A 16,408-nucleotide genomic window follows, 5' to 3' on the forward strand; every position below is an offset into this window, starting at 1 on the left:
TCGATTACAAATGTAAACAGAAAGGGGTGGTCAACTTGCCCAAAGAAGAAAAACCGGAAATCACGGATTCTGAGTGGGAAGTGATGAGAGTTGTCTGGACGCTCAAAGAAGTGACCAGCAAGGAAATAAGTGCCGTCCTTCAAGAAAAGAAAGAGTGGAAACCGGCAACCACGAAAACCTTTATTGGGCGTCTGGTCAAAAAAGGGATGCTGACAACCGAAAAAATCGGAAACCGGTTCATTTACAGGCCGGGAGTCAGCGAGAAAGAAAGCCTCAAAACACTGAAGTCAGGATTATTCACCCATATATGCAGCCGGGCGGTGGGGAAAACGATTGCCGACCTGATTGGAGAGGCAACGTTGAGCCATGAAGATATTGCGCTTCTTGAACAAGTTTTACAATCCAAGAAAAAAGATGCTGTCGATGAGATCGCTTGTAATTGCGTTCCAGGACAGTGTACCTGCAAAAAAGATCAAGGCATGAACTGCCATCATTAAAAATTAAAGGAGTGTTTTAGCAATGGAAAAAACATTATTAAACGTATCTGGAATGACATGTGGGAATTGTGTGAAAAAAGTAGAGACGGTTCTGAACGAACTGGACGGAGTAGAAAAAGCCAAAGTTGATCTCGAAAATGGTGCGGCTAAGGTGAAGTATGACGAATCAAAGCAATCACCAGACAGTTTAAGTAAAGCGGTGTCTGATGCGGGATATCAAACAGAACCTGCAAAATAAAAGGTGGTCAGCACAATGACGGAAAAAACATTGAACATCGAAGGAATGACATGTGCCTCTTGTTCACAGGCTGTTGAGAAAGCAACGAAGAAACTAGCTGGTGTTCAACAAGCAAACGTAAATCTTGCAACCGAGAAAATGAATATAACCTATGATGAAAATGAGCTTTCCCTCGAAGAAATCAAGCAGGCAGTGGATGACGCAGGTTATAGGGCAGTCACAGAAATGGAGAAAAAGACCTTCAGCGTGACAGGCATGACGTGCGCATCCTGTGTGCAATCGGTCGAAAAGGCGACAAGAAAATTGGATGGCGTTAAGGATTCGACGGTCAATATGGCTACAGAGAAAATGGTCATTGAGTACGATTCCGCCGTCGTTACCGTGTCTGATATCAAAGGGGCGGTTTCCGACGCCGGATATGAAGCACATGAGGAGATGGACTCAGAGGATTCAGTAGACGAAGACAGGAATAAGAAAGAGCAGCACATCAGGACCATGTGGAAACGCTTCTGGGTTTCAGCCGTCTTCACTGTTCCCTTGCTCCTGGTCTCCATGGGGCATATGTTCGGCATGCCACTGCCCGATGCGATCGATCCGATGGTGAACCCATCTGGATTTGCGTTGATACAACTTGTTCTCACCATTCCTGTCGTGGCGATGGGGAAACCGTTTTTCACCGTGGGATTTAAGACGCTTTCAAAACGCCATCCCAATATGGATTCATTGGTGGCCCTCGGAACTGGGGCAGCGTTCTTCTATAGTTTGTTTGCAAGCATCATGATCATGGCAGGCAGTGAACGGTATGCGCAGAATCTTTATTTTGAATCGGCAGCCGTCATCCTCACCCTCATTACTTTAGGGAAATATTTCGAGGCCCTTTCGAAAGGGAAAACGTCTGAAGCGATCAAGAAACTGATGGGGCTTGCCCCTAAAACAGCCACAGTCGTAAGAGATGGAGCAGAAATCGAAATTTCGGTCGAAGAAGTGGAAGTCGGGGATATCATCATCGTGAAGCCTGGCGAAAGGATACCCGTTGATGGAATCGTGACAGAAGGGAAAACATCCGTCGATGAAGCAATGCTCACCGGGGAAAGTATCCCTGTTGAGAAAACGCCGGGTTCGAACGTCATCGGTGCGAGCATCAACAAAAATGGAACCATCCGATATGAGGCTACGAAAGTCGGGAAAGATACGGCATTATCCCAGATCATCAAGCTGGTGGAAGATGCGCAAGGATCAAAGGCCCCCATTGCCAAAATGGCGGATGTGATTTCAGGATATTTTGTGCCCATCGTCATCGTTCTTGCCATTTTATCCGGGCTCGCCTGGTATGTTTCAGGAGAATCAGGCCTCTTTGCCTTTACGATTGCCATTTCGATTCTCGTGATCGCCTGTCCTTGTGCTCTTGGACTCGCGACACCTACAGCCATCATGGTCGGTACGGGAAAAGGCGCTGAAAATGGCGTCCTCATTAAAAGCGGTTTAGCTCTTGAAACAACCCACAAAATAGACACCATCGTGTTTGATAAGACCGGTACCATTACGGAAGGTAAGCCTGTAGTGACGGATATCGTGATGGCGGAAGGCTTTTTAGAGGAAGAACTCCTGATCCTTGCCGCTTCAGCTGAAAAGGGATCTGAACATCCCCTTGGAGAAGCGATTGTCCGAGAAGCGGAAGAGAGAGGACTGACCCTGCGTAAGACGGACTTCTTTGACGCCATTACGGGACAGGGAATTGAAGTGACGGTCGAAGGAGACGATCTCCTGCTCGGAAACCGCAAGTTGATGGACGAAAATGATGTCGATGTCGGTGAACTGGCAGAAGCTTCGGACCGCTTGGCAGCCGAGGGGAAAACGCCGATGTACATCGCCGTCGAAGAACAGATTGCGGGCATCATCGCCGTCGCCGATACGGTAAAAGAAACGAGTTTCAAAGCCATTGAAAAACTTCACAGAATGGGGATCCAAGTGGCAATGATTACGGGAGACAACAAGCGGACAGCGGAAGCGATCGCAAGAGAAGTAGGGATCGACCGCGTGCTGAGTGAAGTACTGCCAGAAGACAAAGCCAATGAAGTCAAGAAGCTTCAGGAAGAAGGCAGGAAGGTGGCGATGGTCGGGGACGGAATTAATGATGCTCCCGCCCTTGCGCAGGCTGATATCGGGATCGCCATCGGCTCCGGTACGGACGTGGCCATGGAGTCGGCAGACATCGTCCTCATGAGAAGTGATCTAATGGACGTACCGACAGCCGTTGAATTAAGTAAAGCGACCATAAGGAACATCAAGCAGAACCTATTCTGGGCATTTGGTTATAATATCCTCGGTATTCCTATTGCCATGGGAATCTTATACCTGTTCGGCGGGCCGTTATTAAATCCAATGATCGCCGGGGCAGCCATGAGCTTCAGCTCGGTATCTGTCTTGCTGAACGCCCTTCGATTGAAAGGATTCAAACCATCAGGTCTATAGTTCTAACGACTTTTATAAAGAGGTTCTGTGTTTATTCACAGGACCTCGTTTACTATTGGAACATTTGAAGTGAATGAAGGATTAAAATATCTTATTCTCAGATAATTTTTTGATCTGATTTGTGAAAAGTGTTTATGTAAAATTCTAAATAATCAACCTATAAACCGCTCTCAACGTTATTCTCAGATAACGTTGAGAGTTATTTTTTTGTCCATTGAGCAATTCTTTCCAACATTGTTACCGTTCTGTGAATAAAATGCGTCGAAATTTCGAAAATCTGTTTAAAAATGAAGTTATGAAGGGTACCTGATTAGAGAATTTGATAGTATAGGTCTACGAGAGTAAATTCTACATAAAGGAAGGTGATTTCTTTTGTTTAATAAATTTAAACCGTATTTAATTGTTTTAATAAGTCTTATTTCGTTATTTTTCATCATTATTTTCAGTACGGATAGCGAATTGATCATCCTGGATCCCAAAGGACCGGTGGGTGCCGTTCAAAAAGATCTGATTATGCTGTCCATCTACTATATGATTGCCATTATGGTTGTTGTACTTGGATTCTTTACAATCATACTATTCAAGTATCGGAGCAGTAAGAAGAATAGTGACTATAAACCGGATATGCACGGAAGTACATTCCTTGAGATCATTTGGACGTTGATTCCTGTCCTGATCGTCATTGCATTATCCATCCCCAATACAAAGGCCCTTTATGAATTGAGGGAAGCACCGGAAGCGACCGCTCATAAAGACCCGATCGTGATCCATGCGACGGCTGTCGATTGGAAATGGATCTTCAGCTACCCTGAAGAAGGAATCGAAACCGTAAACTATGTGAATGTCCCTGAGGATCATCCGATTCTCTTCAAAGTAACCGCTGCAGACTCTATGGCTTCCTTCTGGGTACCACAAATCGGCGGTCAGATCTATGGAATGCCTGGAATGGTCAATGACTTATATCTGCAGGCTGATGAACCTGGAACGTATGATGGAAGAAATTCCAACTTCACAGGTGAAGGTATGACGCACCAAACGTTTGATTTCGTTGCGATGAAACAAGACAAATATGAAGATTGGGTAGAAGATGCTCAAGACGAACCGAAATTGACGGAAGATACGTATGAAAAACTGATGCTTCCTGAAACGGTTGATAAGATGACCTTTTCATCTACTCACTTAGCATTCGTCGATCATGGTAAGAATTCCGAGTATGCTATGGCGATCCGCCAGAAGTACGGACTGGATACCACGGTAGGTGGAGCAGATAAAGATGCTAAATCCGTTCATGGCAATATGGATATGGAAGGCCATGAAGGCATGGACCATGACGATAAGAAGAAAAAAGATGAAGATGACAACCATGAAGATCATGGCGGTCACGAGCACTAAGAAGGGAGGACTTTAAATGTTTGATTTTATTAAGGATAATCTGATCCTTAACGATCCGTTGATTATAGGAGCCAACATTTCGATCGTTTTTACCGTAATCGGAATCGTTGCAGTCCTCACTTATTTTAAAAAGTGGAAATGGCTGTGGAACGACTGGATCACAAGCGTTGATCATAAAAAAATCGGAATTATGTATATCCTGGCTGCACTTGTCATGCTCTTCCGCGGAGGAGTCGATGCACTCTTGATGAGGGCACAACTGACCGTACCGGATAATTCATTTTTAACATCCGAGCATTACAATGAAATCTTTACGACTCATGGTACGATCATGATTCTGTTCATGGCGATGCCATTCTTACTTGGATTGATGAATGTGGTTGTTCCTTTGCAAATTGGTGCAAGGGACGTAGCCTTCCCCTACTTGAATAACTTAAGTTTCTGGTCATTCATGTTCGGGGCAATCCTTTTCAATATGTCCTTCGTGTTCGGTGGATCACCGAATGCCGGTTGGACGAACTACGCACCACTTGCCATTGAAGGTAGTCCTGGACCGGGTATTAACTATTACCTGCTTGGCTTACAGATATCGGGGATCGGTACGTTACTGACGGGTATCAACTTTGTCGTCACCATCATCAAGATGCGTGCACCTGGCATGACGCTTCTTCGTATGCCGATGTTCACATGGACGACGTTGATCACGGCTTTCATCATCGTATTTGCTTTCCCGATTCTGACTGTCACGTTAGCATTGATGACATTTGACCGTGTATTTGGTTCCCACTTCTTCACGCTGACAGATGGTGGTAACCCGATGCTTTGGGCCAATTTATTCTGGCTATGGGGACACCCGGAAGTATATATTGTAATTCTGCCGGCTTTCGGTATTTTCTCAGAGATTATTGCTACTTTCGCAAGAAAAACATTATTTGGCTATAAATCTATGATTATCTCACTTGTAGCGATTTCAGGTTTGAGCTTCGTCGTATGGGTGCATCACTTCTTTACAATGGGTGGAAACGCCGCTGTGAACAGTGTATTCTCGATTACAACAATGGCGATTGCCATACCGACTGGAATCAAGATATTCAACTGGCTGGGTACGTTATTTAAAGGCAAGATTGAATTTACTGTACCGATGTTATGGTCTGTTGCGTTTATCCCGACATTCCTGATCGGTGGGGTGACAGGGGTTATGCTTGGAATGGCTGCGGCCGACTTCCAATATCACAATAACTACTTCCTGGTAGCTCACTTCCATTACACACTGATCGCCGGGGTTGTCTTTGCCTGCTTCGCGGGTCTCACATACTGGTATCCTAAGATGTTTGGACATAAAATGAATGAACGGATCGGCAGATGGACTTTCTGGTTCTTCTCCATCGGCTTCAATCTTTGTTTCCTACCTCAGTTCGTATTAGGATTCGCGGGTATGCCGAGACGTGTGTACACATACGGACCTGAAGACGGTTGGACGGCATTGAATATGATCTCTTCTGTCGGAGCGTTCGGAATGGGAGTCGGATTCATGATTCTTGTGTACGGAATCTACTATAGCTTCCGTTTTGCCAAGAGAGAAACAACAGGTGACGCGTGGGATGGTCGTACCCTTGAATGGGCAACAAGTTCGGCGATTGCCCCTCATTACAACTTTGCACATGTTCCTGAAGTGAAGAGTCATGATGCATTTTATGATATGAAGCAAGAAGGAAGAAAGATGATTCCTGATAACTTTGAATACCAACCGATTCACATGCCAAGTAACGCCGGGACACCTTTCATCATGTCCGCATTATTCTTCGCCGCAGGATTTGGTTTAGTGTTTGAACTGTTCTGGATGGCGATATTGGCACTAATCGGTATCTTCGGATGTATGGCGTATCGCTCATTAATGTCTCATAAGCAAGATGAAGGATATTATGTCAGCGTAAAAGAAATTGAAAAAACGGAAAATCCGTATAAGAGGGAGGCGTGAGCATGGCACATAGTACAAATATAGATCCAAACACGCCGCTTGAATATCAGTCTGATATTGGTAAACTGAATATATTCGGATTCTGGGTTTTCCTGGGTGCGGAGATTGCCTTATTTGCCACGATTTTCGCAACGTTCTTCGCTCTGAAGGCCGGTACCATGGGTGGACCGCTTCCAAGTGAAGTGTTTGATATGAAAAATACGATTATCATGACGCTACTATTGTTAATAAGTAGTTTCACGTCTGGTTTATCAATAAATGAATTACGAAAGAGAAATGTCAAATCCATGATGGTTTGGCTGATCATCACATTACTATTCGGATTAGGATTTCTATACTTGGAAATCACGGAATTTGTCCATTTGGTCCATGAAGGGGCAGCAATGACGACGAACTCATTCTGGTCATCCTTCTATTTACTGACCGGAACGCACGGTCTCCACGTATCGGTTGGGATCTTATGGATCACCCTAGTAATGTTCCAAGTGAAGAAACAAGGTTTGAATCCTGATACCGCTAAAAAACTATTTGTATCCAGCTTGTATTGGCACTTTCTGGACTTTGTCTGGATCTTCGTGTTCACAAGCGTTTACTTATTAGGGATGGTGGGATAATGTCACAACATACGAATCATAGTGGATTACCTTGGACTCAGATCATTGGATTTATTTTATCGATTGCCTTGACGTTCTTAGCCGTCTGGTTTGGACTATATACGAATATGGCCTATGAACTGATCGTAGCGATTGTATTCGTCCTTGCCTTCATACAGGCTGCTATCCAGCTCTTCATGTTCATGCACGTAACGGAAGGTGAAGGTAAATGGCAGGTGGGTAAGATGATGTCGGCGGCATTTATCGCGATTGTCATCGTAGCCGGATCTGTCTGGGTAATGAGCAATATGCATTAAAATAGAAAAGAAGCTGTTGGGATCCCCCGACAGCTTCTTTTTTTATGTTCGTGTATTGTTACCCTTCATGACCTTCGTAATTAAATTGCCATTGAATGCCGAATTTATCGGTGACTTGACCGTACAGCTTGCTCCAGAATGTTTCCTGAAGCTCCATATCCACCTTACCGCCTTCTTTCAACTTGTGGAAACGGGACGTCAATTTTTCAGGATCATCGCTTACCAGGGCAAGGGTGATGTTGTTACCTTCTGCAAAAGGCATATTGGGAAAAACATCGGAAAACATGACATTACTGCCATCGATGGTGAGTCGTGTATGTAGGACCAGATTTTTTGCTTCTTCCGGCAGGGGATAGTCAGGATGTGGGGGTGCCTCAGCGAACGTCATGATCTGTGGGGGTTCGGTTTCAAATACTTCAGCATAATACTCCACCGCTGCCCGGCAATTGCCATTGAAATTCAGGTAAACATTAACCGACATATACATCACTCCTAAAATTGTGTTGGGTATTCTTCTGTATTTTACCATCTTTATAGTCATATGAAATAATAAAAATTAGAAAAGTCAAAAAATAAAACTTCAAAAATCCCTCCTGCCAACCGGCAAAAGGGATTTTAAGAGCGTATTAAGCTTTTAACTCTCTCAGGATATTGATGCCAAACAACAGTATCCCACCTGTCGTCAGGACCCCGCCTGTTGCAATGACCGGGATGACTGCTTCATTCCCAAGTACAAACAGGAATAATCCGATCATCATAAGCGGCAATCCGACATTATGGAGCCAAAAATGAGTTTTGGCCAATTTCGTTTTTGATACAGCCGGGAATAAGTGATAAATGAGACCTGCAAGCGTCAGTGCCGTCCAGCCCAATAAGTTAATATGAACGTGAACAGGGGTCAGGGTGTAGTCATGGACCATGGACATATAGAGTCCGATACATACCCCGATCATAAAGTAGATGACTGAGATTTTAATCAGTTTGATCCCCATACGAATCCTCCTCCTTCACTGGTAATATATGAGTATTTAGACTCGTGTAGAACGTTCTATCATGGTGTAATAACAATATATTAAAGCCTTCTTTTTCCTGAAAAAAGGGAGAAACATATTACTATTATGAAAGCGCTTTTTTAGAATTTTTGGAATTAATGGTTTTCCCTCTAAAACGTTGCCTACTCCCTCTCTAATTGATAGAATCATCAATTAGAGAGACAATCCAAATATGGGGAGTAGAGAAATGATAAACGTCACTAGTGGATTTAGAATAGAAAAAGATTTCCTCGGGGAAAAAGAGGTACCTGAAGATGTGTATTATGGAATACAAACGTTACGGGCAGTGGAAAACTTTCCGATTACGGGATATAAAATTCATAAAGAGATGATCGATGCCCTGGCAGTCGTAAAGAAAGCGGCGGCACTTGCGAACATGGAAACGACACGCCTTTATGACGGAATCGGTCAAGCCATCGTGCAGGCTGCTGATGAAATCCTGGAAGGCAAGCTTCATGAATTCTTCATCGTCGATCCGATCCAGGGAGGGGCAGGTACGTCGATCAATATGAATGCCAATGAAGTCATTGCCAACCGGGCTTTGGAACTCATGTCCCATCGTAAAGGGGAATATGGGAAGGTGAGCCCGAACAGTCATGTGAATATGTCACAGTCAACCAATGACGTATTCCCGACGGTCATCCATATTTCCACTCTGAAATTATTGGAGAAGCTTCTGGACACGATGGAGCATATGCTGAAAGCCTTCAGACAAAAAGCCAAGGAGTTCGATCCCGTCATTAAAATGGGACGTACCCACCTGCAGGATGCGGTACCAATTCGCCTAGGACAGGAGTTTGAAGCATACAGCCGAGTAGTGGAACGGGATATCAAGCGCATCGGGCGTACCCGTGATCATCTCTATGAAGTGAATATGGGGGCAACCGCTGTAGGAACCGGTTTGAATGCGGATCCTGTTTATATCAAGAGTGTCGTGAAGCACCTGGCTGATATCAGCGGGTTGCCACTAACAGGGGCTGAACATCTGGTAGATGCGACACAAAATACCGATGCCTACACAGAAGTTTCGGCTGCATTGAAGGTGTGTATGACGAACATGTCCAAGATCGCCAATGACCTGCGTTTGATGGCTTCGGGACCTCGTGCCGGACTTGGTGAAATTTCACTTCCATCTAGGCAGCCGGGCTCTTCCATCATGCCGGGTAAAGTGAATCCGGTCATGCCGGAACTGATCAATCAAGTGGCCTTCCAGGTGATGGGGAATGATCAGACCATCTCATTGGCCTCTGAAGCCGGCCAGCTTGAACTGAACGTCATGGAGCCAGTACTTGTATTCAACCTCCTTCAATCTATCAGTATCATGAACAATGCGTTCAGAAGTTTTACAGACAACTGTCTTGTCGGGATTGAAGCGAATGAGACACGTATGAAGGAATATGTTGAAAATAGTGTGGGGATCATTACTGCGGTTAACCCTCATCTGGGATATGAAGTCGTTTCCCGGATCGCCAGGGAAGCGATCCTGAAAGGGAAATCGGTAAGGGAGCTTTGTCTTGAGTACGATGTTCTGACAGAGGAAGAGCTTGATTTGATCTTGAATCCTTATGAAATGACGAATCCGGGGATTGCGGGAAGAGTGTTATTTGATCGGGCATAGAAAATGAAAATAAGATTTAATGTGACTTTGGAAAAATTATTCCGTTCAATTGGACTTGAATTAGAAGAATAACAAGAAATGAAGGAGGTGTCCTAAAGGGCATCTCTTTTTTGTGCTAAGTAATCCCCTCCGGCAGTCCACTAGACTTCTCCAACAAATTATCCTCAACTTATGTAAGAGCAGTTGTTTCCGGTAAGGGTATGACCTTATCCTCTCGATTTGATATTTCACGTTTTTTCTTCAGAACAACAGCCAGTCTTGAAGAATGGAGTTTTTTTAAATAAGTGACCAATCAATTTGATGAAATTCCTCAGAAATAAAATCATATCAAATCATAATAGAATGAAATGGAAACGATCTGGATAGTGAAGAATGAAGTTTTATCGTCGTATAGCGTGCACAAAATGAGAAAGAATCAGAATGCGAATAGCAGGTGAGAAAAATGAATGCAACGTTGTTTCAGGAGATTCAGCACTCGATGGAAAAGGTGGGGTGGAGAAAGATAGACTTAGCACAACGATCGGGGATTCATATGAGTGACATCAGTCGGATTTTTAATCACAAGCAACCACTTTCACTAAAACATCTGGATGCCATTACAGCTGCTCTCGGGCAAGTGGAAGGTTCTCTTTATCCGTTTTATGTAGAGGAATGCTTTAATGAGCACCAACTATTGGATAAACGCAGAAGTATCCAGTTCCTGTATAAGTGCATAACGCTTGGTTACGAGGAGCAGAAACGTGCTCTGTTGCTTGCCATGGGGGCAGAATCGTCAGATACGGTCCGTTCAACCTATTTGACCTACATTTTTTCCGTCGCGGAAAAGCTGTTTAATACCAACAAAGAAGAGAAGGCATTACCTCTATATGAGTTGATTGTTGAAAAAGAACCGAATGATTTTTCAGAACAACTGGCAACTAGTTATTTTAGGCGGTTTTATATAGTGAGAATGACTGAGAATGCACAAATAGCCCTAACGCATGTGTTAGAGCACCTGATGTGTTTACCGAGAGAAGTTAGAATGGAAGCGTATTTATGGATTACAGCTTATTACTATCGACGTGAGCAATGGAAAGAAGTTCTTTATTACGCGGAGAGATTGGAAAGCATGAACAAGGAGGGTGAGTATTATGCAAGAGCCCTGATGTATAAAAGTTTTGCATTGGTACGGCTGGGTGGTTCACTTGAAGAAGTATTGGCTCTTATTGTCCGATACGCTCAGGAAAACGAATATTTCGCTGAAATAGCTGCTGGGAACCGGTTTGCTGCTTATTTAGATTTTGGCCACTTGGAGTATGCAGATGAGTATCTTGCCTGGTTAGAAGATAGAGATGATCTATATGTTGGTTTACCAAAAGTGCTAGAGGCATATGTTCAATTGAAACGTATAGAAGATGCGAAATGGCTCTTGGAATGGTATCAACATATCCTTGATGACATGCCAATTGGTGGAGAACTGTGGCTGAAACAGAAGGTGAATTTAGATTTTCGATATGCCTATGCTCTGTACCAGTGTGAAACCCTTTTATTGCCGGAAGGATTGGATGAACTATTAAATGTGGCGAATACAGCAAACCAAATAGGTAATATAGAGAGATTTAAAAAATGTCTTCTCATTTATTGGAGATACAGGCACCATGCGACAGGTGACCAAAGAAACAAATACATACAACTCTTAGGTATAAATGAACACGAAGAAATAAATGAATATAGTTATACACAGCGACGTAACCAATCTATATCTACTTAATATTCCTAGTAATTAAGTAAGAATAGGTGATTTAAAAAAATGACAAACTGAAACTCTCTTAATAAAAAAACTGAATTTGATGAAATTTTGCAAAAGTTATATTCTATCAAATTTAAATAGTATGAATATAACAAATGAAGAAAGAAGGGAAAAGGCGGATGAAAAAGAGAATGACTAAAAATGTCACTTTGTTGGCACTCAGTGCTGGTTTAGTAGGCAGTAGTATTGCACCAGCTTCACTAACTCACCACGTTCATGCAAAGCCATCTTCAAACATTGATCAAGTACTGTCAAAGCTGACTCCAGAGCAGCGTCAAGCGATTAAACAATTACAAACGAATGACCAGGGAGGACTGCAACTCTCTCCAGAGGTAGATCAAAAGAGTAACGATACTATTTCTGTCATTGTAGAATTTAAGGATAAGCCGGAAAAGACAGCGGTGCTGGTAGCGGAGTTAGAAGGAAAAAAACTGTCTAAGACGAAAGCAAAAGAAAAAGTAGACGCAGCACATGAAACCTTCCAGAAAGATCTTCAAACGATTTTCAAGAATGATTTGAAACAAAAGAAATCCCCATTCAAAATCAAGCAGGCCTACAAGCATGCCTTTAATGGTGTGGCAATGACCATCCCAGCCAATAAGGCAAAAGCACTGCTTGATTCTGAGGCGGTGAAGGCTGTCTGGAGTGATAAGGAAGTTCACATCGAGCCGCCTGTCACAGAAGAAGAATCGAAGCAGAAGGAAGTAACGCATACGAATACCACTTTTCCAGGTATTGAAAAACTCCATCATGAAGGCTTTACCGGAGAAGGTGTGAAGGTAGGGATTTTAGATACTGGAATCGACTATGATCACCCTGATTTACAAGAGGCCTATAAAGGCGGATATGATTTTGTAGATAACGATAATGATCCGATGGAAACAACCTATGATGATTGGGTGAAAGCAGGGAAGCCATGGTCTGGATCGCCATATTATACGGAGCATGGAACGCATGTAGCAGGAATCATTGCCGGACAAGGTAAGAACGAATCTGACTATGCAGTAACCGGTGTAGCGCCGGATGCTGATATTTATGCGTATCGTGTATTAGGTCCTGAAGGCACAGGCAGTACGGGGGCGATTTTAGCCGGGATTGATCAAGCAGTGGAAGATGATATGGATGTCATTAACATGTCCCTTGGGGCAAGTTACAACGACCCGCTCTATGTGACAAGTATTGCCGTTAACAATGCTGTGCTGGCAGGTGTAACGGCAGTAGTGTCAGCAGGAAACTCAGGAAATGGAATGTATACACTTGGTTCACCTGGTACCTCTCCATTGGCGCTTACTGTCGGGGCGAGTGACACATCCGTCACGATTCCGACATTTACAGGAACGCTCCATGCAGATGAAAATGTATCAGCGAATTTAAAGCTAATTGCCAGAGGGTTCGATGATAAATTAGAAGAATTAGAAGGACAAAATTTGCAAGTTGTAGATGGAGAAAACGGTTCTTATTCTGACAAAGATTTGAATGGGAAAGTGATTCTTGCCACACGTGGTTATATTGATCTTCGTTCTATGATCAATAATGCGAAAAAAGGTGGGGCGAAAGCTCTTCTATTATATAACGCCTATCCGTTGGAAGATGTGTATTTAGGAGAAGGTTTTGACTCTCTTCCTGTATTCTCTATAAGCGATGAACAAGGAGCCGCAATGAAGGAAGCTCTGGCTTCTGGGAGTGAAACGTTCTCCTTTGATGAGTTAGGTGATCCAGTTGTGACCGGAGGGGACGTTCTAGCTGACTTCAGCTCACGTGGCCCTTCCCGCGTCTTATATGATATAAAGCCTGAAGTAACGGCACCCGGGGTGTCAGTATTATCTACGGTACCATCCTATGTGCATGGAGAAGACCAAATCGGGAACTATAAAAATGCTTATGAACGTTTATCCGGTACCTCCATGGCATCGCCAAATGTTGCAGGGGTTGCGGCACTATTAAAACAAACTGACCCTGACATGACGCCTGCCGAGATCAAAACAAGGCTCATGAATACGGCAGCTCCATTAAATGGAGATTACAGCGTATTTGAAGTTGGCGCAGGTCGTGTGGATCCGTATAAAGCGATTCATGCACAAGCAAATATTCAAGTAAGTGACGAGACGAAAACGAGTGATGGAGGAGCGTCGACTCTTTCAGATGAGGGAATCCAAACGATTAAAGAGACGACAGGTGCCCTTAGCTTTGGTGCTAAGACTGTCAATGGAAAGCATATAAGAGAGACACGTTCGGTCACACTGTACAACAGCAGCGAAGAAACGAAAACGTTCGACGTGAAGGTCGAATTCCAAACTCTTGGAAAAAGGTTTGATAACGATTATTCCCGTGTGGCAAACGATGCGAAGGCCAACGGTGTCACCGTGGAGACAAAGGACACACTGAAAGTGAAGGCAGGTAAGAAAAAGAAAACTGCGGTTACCATGTTAGTTCCGAAAACGGCTGATATAGGAAACTATGAAGGCTATGTGGTGTATACAAATAAAGAAAATCCGGATGAAACGTATCGTGTTCCATTTGGCATTCATACTGCAGAAGAAGGCATTGATCATATTGAGGTAAATCCGCCTGCTTTTACGACCGCTGTCGAGGCTGGTTATAATGGCATCCGATGGTCAGTCGGCCTTAATTTCCAATTGAAATCTCATATGCGTTCAATGGATCTCTTCCTTGTCGATCCAAAAACGAACAAAGAAATCGGTTTTCTTGGTTCATTTGACGGAATGGGTGCCGATGAAAATATTGAATACTATCTAAGAGGTGTGCTGAACGAAGGTTATTACCATCCGTTAACAGGAAATCCAGATCAGCCAATCGCGTATGATAAGGAACAAACCGATCCGGGACTATACAATATCAGAATGGTAGGGACAAATGATCAAGGGAAAACCTTTACCTCAGATGCCCCGGTTTACTATAGCGTTACCCAGCCAGCCCTCGATCTCAACGTAGACTCTGGTGTAGTAGAATATAGTCCGGATCAAACAACGTTACCATTAAACGGTTCTGTTTACGATCCAGGTGTAGAAGAAATGAAAGCCGGCGGTATGGATGTGTCTCAAGCTAATAATAAGTTTGTTTACGAGTTTGGTAGATACAGCACCGAAGTTCCATTAGACGCTGACGGAAATTTTACGTCAGAACTTTCACTGATCCCGGGTGTTTCAGTGCTGCCAGTGAAAATGTATGCAGAAAATATGGCAACAGTCAGGAACTATTCTAGTTATAAACAGGTATATTATGTGAAACAAGGGACTCAGTATGGAACAGCTATTCCAGATGAAAAGAAGGTAACTGCGGGCGATTCGGTGACCGTTACCCTTTCGATGAACAATATGACAAACATGAAGCAAGCGGTGTATTCCTTTGTGAATCCATCGAACGTAGATGTAATAAGCATTAACCCCCACGCAACATTGAATGGAAAACTGGATATTCAAACAGTAAATTCGGATGTAACCATCGACGGAAAGACGATGGTGAAAACGACCATTACCGCAACTGTAACAGGTGATGCTGGACAAACAGGGGTATCAGGAAAGGTTCCAATGGTAGACATCACATACAAAGTAAACGAGGATTCTAACGCGTTGGATACAACTTTTAATCAATTCGATGTATCATATACCAACATAGATGATACGATGAAATCCGTCAGTGGTATTAGTATCCCTTACCATGTAGAGCGGACGTACTCGGTTTTGAAATCGCATGTATTTCCTGAAGCATTTAAGAATCCTTGGGTACCAGATGAGCCATTAACACAATTTGATTATGTAAAAGCAGGCACAAAAGTAAAAGTGACAGATGAAGCAGGAAAAGAATATCCAAACGGTTTTGGAATAGAAAACTATACGACTACTGCTTTCTTCTCAGCTAAATTACCACTAACGGACAAACCATTCACTTTCGAGGTGGAGACGCCGGGACATTTCAAGGTGAAGAAAACATTTACAATCGGGTTGATAGAAAATGGTGAAGTGAAACCTTATGGGAAAGCAATCTTTCCTGAACCTGCACCTGCTGGAGATGTGAACCAAGATAATGTGATTGATGTGAAAGACGCGCTTTCCATTCAATCAAACTGGGACACAGACAAACGCGAAGCAGATATTAACTTTGATGGAGTAGTAGACGGAAAGGATATGCAATTTGTCATCAATAATTACATGATGCAAAATCCTTGGATGGATAACTCTCCAGAACCTCTGAAAACACAAAATGGAGAAACATTAGAAAGTGTGTTGGAGGAATTAAATATTCAGTAAGGAAATAGAGCAATGGCCAATGGGTCGTTGCTCTTTTTGTGGAGTGAAATATATCTAGTGGGTAGCAGGACAGACTGATCGAATAGATAGCGTATTTTAAAGGAGATTTCCGTTTTTATCTAAAAAGGGAGGGAATTTTATAGGAGTTTGTTGGTCCTCTTGCCTACTACCATACTCACGGATCAGTGGATATT

The 16,408-nt window shown here is 43.3% G+C and carries 12 protein-coding genes; 10 read left to right on the plus strand and 2 right to left on the minus strand.

All coding sequences use genetic code 11. The features are described from left to right. The first annotated feature begins 35 nt into the window (after positions 1–35). The 7 genes from ATG71_RS07590 (at position 36) to qoxD (ending at position 7,487) form a co-directional block, all read left to right on the plus strand. On the plus strand, positions 36–497 hold the full coding sequence (locus ATG71_RS07590) for a CopY/TcrY family copper transport repressor (protein WP_098439094.1): 462 nt from the start codon (positions 36–38) through the stop codon (positions 495–497). A 22-nt stretch (positions 498–519) separates the two neighbouring features. After that, a complete protein-coding gene (locus tag ATG71_RS07595; RefSeq protein ID WP_098439095.1) occupies positions 520–735 on the plus strand; it encodes a heavy-metal-associated domain-containing protein in 216 nt (71 codons plus the stop codon). Between the two features lie 15 nt (positions 736–750). Further along, positions 751–3,207: a heavy metal translocating P-type ATPase gene (locus tag ATG71_RS07600; RefSeq protein WP_098439096.1), complete on the plus strand. Its 2,457-nt coding sequence runs from the start codon at positions 751–753 to the stop codon at positions 3,205–3,207. 372 nt (positions 3,208–3,579) lie between these two features. Next, positions 3,580–4,599, plus strand: a complete 1,020-nt coding sequence (qoxA, locus tag ATG71_RS07605) for a cytochrome aa3 quinol oxidase subunit II (protein WP_098439097.1) — start codon at positions 3,580–3,582, stop codon at positions 4,597–4,599. Positions 4,600–4,615: 16 nt separating this feature from the next. Further along, positions 4,616–6,577 (plus strand): cytochrome aa3 quinol oxidase subunit I, encoded by a 1,962-nt coding sequence (qoxB, locus tag ATG71_RS07610; protein ID WP_098439098.1) that lies wholly within the window; start codon positions 4,616–4,618, stop codon positions 6,575–6,577. 2 nt (positions 6,578–6,579) lie between these two features. Then, positions 6,580–7,191: a cytochrome aa3 quinol oxidase subunit III gene (qoxC, locus tag ATG71_RS07615; protein ID WP_060672611.1), complete on the plus strand. Its 612-nt coding sequence runs from the start codon at positions 6,580–6,582 to the stop codon at positions 7,189–7,191. Further along, the gene (gene qoxD / locus ATG71_RS07620) at positions 7,191–7,487 is read left to right on the plus strand and encodes a cytochrome aa3 quinol oxidase subunit IV (RefSeq protein ID WP_098439099.1); all 297 of its coding nucleotides are present in this window, start codon (positions 7,191–7,193) and stop codon (positions 7,485–7,487) included. Before qoxC ends, qoxD begins: the two co-directional genes overlap by 1 nt. Positions 7,488–7,545: 58 nt before the next feature. Here the strand turns inward: qoxD and ATG71_RS07625 are convergent, their stop codons facing one another. Together ATG71_RS07625 and ATG71_RS07630 are read right to left on the minus strand one after the other, a co-directional pair. Then, positions 7,546–7,968 (minus strand): VOC family protein, encoded by a 423-nt coding sequence (locus ATG71_RS07625; protein ID WP_098439100.1) that lies wholly within the window; start codon positions 7,966–7,968, stop codon positions 7,546–7,548. A 145-nt stretch (positions 7,969–8,113) separates the two neighbouring features. Then, positions 8,114–8,479 (minus strand): cytochrome-c oxidase, encoded by a 366-nt coding sequence (locus tag ATG71_RS07630; RefSeq protein WP_098439101.1) that lies wholly within the window; start codon positions 8,477–8,479, stop codon positions 8,114–8,116. A gap of 247 nt (positions 8,480–8,726) precedes the next feature. Here ATG71_RS07630 and aspA point away from each other — a divergent pair, with 247 nt between their 5' ends. The 3 genes from aspA (at position 8,727) to ATG71_RS07645 (ending at position 16,214) form a co-directional block, all read left to right on the plus strand. Continuing rightward, complete coding sequence (gene aspA / locus ATG71_RS07635; RefSeq protein ID WP_098439102.1) at positions 8,727–10,157, plus strand: aspartate ammonia-lyase; 1,431 nt, start codon at positions 8,727–8,729, stop codon at positions 10,155–10,157. A 442-nt stretch (positions 10,158–10,599) separates the two neighbouring features. Further along, positions 10,600–11,907: a helix-turn-helix domain-containing protein gene (locus ATG71_RS07640; RefSeq protein ID WP_098439103.1), complete on the plus strand. Its 1,308-nt coding sequence runs from the start codon at positions 10,600–10,602 to the stop codon at positions 11,905–11,907. A 158-nt stretch (positions 11,908–12,065) separates the two neighbouring features. Further along, entirely contained in the window at positions 12,066–16,214 is a 4,149-nt protein-coding gene (locus ATG71_RS07645; RefSeq protein WP_179886489.1) for a S8 family serine peptidase, read from the plus strand. Positions 16,215–16,408: the final 194 nt, after the last annotated feature.

Origin of the sequence: Bacillus sp. es.034, assembly GCF_002563655.1 — a bacterium.
In the GTDB taxonomy this organism is placed as follows: Bacteria; Bacillota; Bacilli; order Bacillales; family Bacillaceae_B; genus Rossellomorea.

Bases quoted from the DNA above. Each gene is read 5' to 3' on its own strand.
- ATG71_RS07595 (WP_098439095.1), top strand. From the start codon at position 520: ATGGAAAAAACATTATTAAACGTATCTGGAATGACATGTGGGAATTGT.
- ATG71_RS07600 (WP_098439096.1), top strand. From the start codon at position 751: ATGACGGAAAAAACATTGAACATCGAAGGAATGACATGTGCCTCTTGT.
- qoxB (WP_098439098.1), top strand. From the start codon at position 4,616: ATGTTTGATTTTATTAAGGATAATCTGATCCTTAACGATCCGTTGATT.
- qoxC (WP_060672611.1), top strand. From the start codon at position 6,580: ATGGCACATAGTACAAATATAGATCCAAACACGCCGCTTGAATATCAG.
- qoxD (WP_098439099.1), top strand. From the start codon at position 7,191: ATGTCACAACATACGAATCATAGTGGATTACCTTGGACTCAGATCATT.
- ATG71_RS07625 (WP_098439100.1), bottom strand. From the start codon at position 7,968: ATGTCGGTTAATGTTTACCTGAATTTCAATGGCAATTGCCGGGCAGCG.
- ATG71_RS07630 (WP_098439101.1), bottom strand. From the start codon at position 8,479: ATGGGGATCAAACTGATTAAAATCTCAGTCATCTACTTTATGATCGGG.
- aspA (WP_098439102.1), top strand. From the start codon at position 8,727: ATGATAAACGTCACTAGTGGATTTAGAATAGAAAAAGATTTCCTCGGG.
- ATG71_RS07640 (WP_098439103.1), top strand. From the start codon at position 10,600: ATGAATGCAACGTTGTTTCAGGAGATTCAGCACTCGATGGAAAAGGTG.
- ATG71_RS07645 (WP_179886489.1), top strand. From the start codon at position 12,066: ATGAAAAAGAGAATGACTAAAAATGTCACTTTGTTGGCACTCAGTGCT.